The sequence below is a fragment of the Paenibacillus sp. N119s genome, assembly GCF_059447605.1.
On record NZ_JCAJRU010000403.1, the window covers coordinates 1 to 2,309 of the forward strand.

Sequence of the window (2,309 nt, forward strand, 5' to 3'; positions counted from 1 at the left end):
CAATCATTTCTTTTAAGTTATGAGACATAGATTGGAAGCTGCGGGCAAGTTGAGCAATTTCATTAACACCATGAACTTTCGCTTCTTGCGACAGATCACCTTGGGCAATTTTTTCACTATGACGAACCAATTCGGCAATGGGCTGCACAACTTTACGTATGACAAGGGTAGAAATAATTCCGCCTAGCAGGAGTGTTACCAAGGTAATACCTATGCAAATCCATAGTATTTGTTGGGATTTTTCCTGTACAAATCCGACATCCTCGTTCACGCCAAGAACTAGATTACTGCCCGATATGGCAAAGAAGGCGGTTTTGTGAATTCCGTGCGAATCACTGTACATGTCACTAATATTCATCTCGCCTTGTTTTGCTTTTTTGATATCTTCCACAGGTACGAGCGTATCTTTAACCTTGTACGCTGATTTTACGTTTCGTGCGACAACTTCGGCCTTACCATCATCCTTCAGAACCGCAATATATGCCGATTCTAATTTGAGGGTGTCGACCTTGTCCTGAAGATAAGCTTCCATCTGCATAGCAGAGCCCGAATCAGAACCACTTCCTTGACCAGCCTGAACCGCTAAGGAAATATTGAGATCCTGGTACACATTTTTTGCCCCAGTTTCTAGCAATTGATCTACTTGAGGCATGACACTGCTATTAATGATACTCATAGCTACTGCATAGAAACTGATGCTGAACAAAAGGGACGCAAAGAGCTGAATCAACAAAAACATAATCCGTAATTTTGCGCCTAGAGAACGATTAAAAAGCTTCATGAAAATTCTCCTCTCACATAATGGTAATAAAACAGACGATTGTCCTGCTTGATGTAGGCCGCTTGTCCAATGAGGTACTAGACAGCCATGATCTACTTGTTTTCCTTTCTTTACTTGAAGAAAAGACTGAAAATGTTCGGATTCTATGTATATTTCAGCTGTATTCAAGGGACAAGAATGAGAAAGGGAAGTAATCCATGATTTACTAAAAAGTAGGTTAGACCTATTTTACATAATTAACAGACGGTTGAATAGTCATATTTGCCCAAAAAGAAACAAAAAATATGAAACTATGGTCTTGGGTGTTTAGATGTAAGTTTGATGTGAATTATCAGAAATAAGAAATTTAAAAAGCTTTATCTGTGTTTTTATAACTATTGTAGAAAAGAGGAAATATAAGTATATAAGGAATGCCACTTTATACAAGCTTCTGCTAAGCTCGCTTTAATAAGTTCGGATGTGGCCTTCAATATACATATAAAAAGGGGAAAAGGCTGTTATGGATCGTGAATTACCTTCCAATGAAATAAATTCGCAGGTAAAAGGAGAGAACCCAATCAGTCGTCTGTTTGATTTTATCTCAGGCGTATTCACTCCGCTCTTGCCATTGCTAATTGGTGGAAGCGTATTTTATTTTTTGCCCGTAATGATAGCGATCAATGCAGCAAGAAAGCTTGGTAGCAATATATTTATTGCGGCGGCAATTGGGGCCTGCCCTTATTCTCCCGGCATTATAGAGCTGCTGCAATCCAGCCTGAAAATGAACTCAGACGGTTTACCCGTGGTGGAGCAACAGTATCTCGCTTCTTTTATACTGATCCTTATTGGTGTCTGGCTTGCATCGAAGATTGAAAAAGGATTGAAAAGGTTCGACCGCTATTCAATTCAACTGCTGGTCGTTCCGACATTGACGCTTATCGTTATTGTACCTTTATTGCTGTTTGTTTTTGGCCCGCTGTGGACGACCCTGGCACATAATTTGTCGGATGGTTTTGCTTCACTTTTTGACGATGCGGAAGTATTGGCGGGCATGCTGTAGGCTTGGTGAGTGATTCAGGACTTGAAATGCTCATTCACGTGGGGATGGACACGGTTAAACTAAAAGGACTTCATTTTACGTCTCATCTTAAAGCAGGAGATCGCGTGAAGGTAGGCGACCTTATACTGGAGTTTGATCTGGTGGAAATCCGCAAGGCTGGTTACGAAACGATTACGCCTGTTATTGTTACGAATGTGGATCAGTATAGAGAGTTGGAGCCTGCTGGAAATCAGCATAAAGTGGTTAAGGAACAAGAACTGCTATACACAGTGATTGTCTAACCGTTGGAAAATTCTACGCCTAAATTGAATACGAACCGTTGTGTTCAGAATAACAAACAGCAAGCCTTCATTCTTACGAAGGCTTGCTGTTTTGGCATTTACCTAAAGCCTACAGCTGAAGCAGCTTTATTATTTTTATTCAATAAAACCTACAAAAATAGTTGGCTTTGTGATATAGTAATCTTCGGATTGAAGGGTCGCTTTTTTT

3 protein-coding genes and 1 pseudogene are annotated in these 2,309 nt (G+C 40.2%); 3 read left to right on the top strand and 1 reads right to left on the bottom strand.

The window, feature by feature from the left end:
• Positions 1-781, bottom strand: a 781-nt coding sequence (locus tag AC5V8P_RS25145) for a HAMP domain-containing protein (RefSeq protein ID WP_495474009.1), incomplete at its 3' end; no start/stop codon positions are given.
• Between the two features lie 646 nt (positions 782-1,427).
• Between AC5V8P_RS25145 and AC5V8P_RS25150 the strand changes: the two genes are divergently transcribed.
• The 3 genes and pseudogenes from AC5V8P_RS25150 to AC5V8P_RS25160 form a co-directional block, all read left to right on the top strand.
• Positions 1,428-1,820, top strand: a complete 393-nt coding sequence (locus AC5V8P_RS25150) for a PTS transporter subunit EIIC (RefSeq protein ID WP_495474011.1) — start codon at positions 1,428-1,430, stop codon at positions 1,818-1,820.
• Positions 1,799-2,101 (top strand): annotated as a pseudogene (locus tag AC5V8P_RS25155) (PTS sugar transporter subunit IIA); the annotation flags it as partial. The gene AC5V8P_RS25150 and the pseudogene AC5V8P_RS25155, both read left to right, overlap by 22 nt.
• A 3-nt stretch (positions 2,102-2,104) precedes the next feature.
• Positions 2,105-2,309: hypothetical protein (locus AC5V8P_RS25160; protein WP_495474010.1), on the top strand; the 205-nt coding region annotated here is incomplete at its 3' end.